The sequence below is a fragment of the Aphanothece microscopica RSMan92 genome, assembly GCF_046613545.2.
Classification (GTDB): Bacteria; Cyanobacteriota; Cyanobacteriia; order PCC-6307; family Cyanobiaceae; genus NIES-981.
In genome coordinates, this window is record NZ_JBKKKY020000234.1 from 1 (window position 1) to 889 (window position 889).

Genomic DNA, 889 nt, shown 5'->3' on the forward strand with positions numbered 1-889 from the left:
GCGATGGCTCGCGCTCAGGCGTCCTTGTGCGAACCCAAGGACGCCGATGGTTTGTTCCTTCAGCCCTGGGATTGCATCATTGACGCCCTCATCGGCGTAGGTGGGGGATTGCCACTCCGTTCCGACGTTTCCCGGCTATGTCGAATGATGAATGAAGCGGTCGGGCTCAAGGTTGCCATTGATGTCCCAACAGGATTGGACGCCGAAACGGGTCAGGCCGATGAGGACGTATTCCGGGCAGATATCACCATCGCCTTGGCCGCCCAGAAGCCAGGACTGTACCGCAGGATGGGGCCAACCGTCTGCGGTATAATCCACCGCGGTTCCATTGGAGTCTCTCAGGCAAATGTCGATGCCTTTGCACTACCAATGTCGATTCTCGAAAAGGGTGATGTTAAATCCCTGCTGCCTCGACGCTTGGAGCGTTCATCCAAACACGACTTCGGTCGGGTGCTTGTCGTTGGTGGTTCTCGCTCGATGCCAGGTGCTCCGTCACTTACGGCTCATGCAGCACTGGCCGCAGGCGCTGGCCTTGTTGAAATAGCAGCTCCTCTGATTCACCCGGCAACACCGCGGGAAGTGATGCCCACGGTGGTGCCAGCAAATGTCGATGGCGTATTGGGTAGGCAAGCTTTGGACGTACTCCTGCACCGTGCGGAGCCCGCCGATGTTGTTGTCATTGGTCCAGGTATGACCCGTTCGCCTGACACACTCGACCTTATCGTCGCTTTTCTTCATGGAACAACGGTGGAGCGCATTGTGATCGATGCTGATGCTCTGGCGGTATGTGCGGAGTTCCCAAAGGACAAGCGACTCATTCTGACGCCACATGTGCGGGAGTTTGCGGCGATGACGGGCCTCCCTCTTGATGCCCTTCAGGAGGACGCTG

General features: G+C 57.8%; 1 protein-coding gene. It reads left to right on the forward strand.

From position 1 onward, the window contains the following. Positions 1-24 precede the first annotated feature (24 nt). On the forward strand, positions 25-889 hold an 865-nt coding region (locus ACLD7X_RS17180), incomplete at its 3' end, for a bifunctional ADP-dependent NAD(P)H-hydrate dehydratase/NAD(P)H-hydrate epimerase (protein ID WP_411424906.1).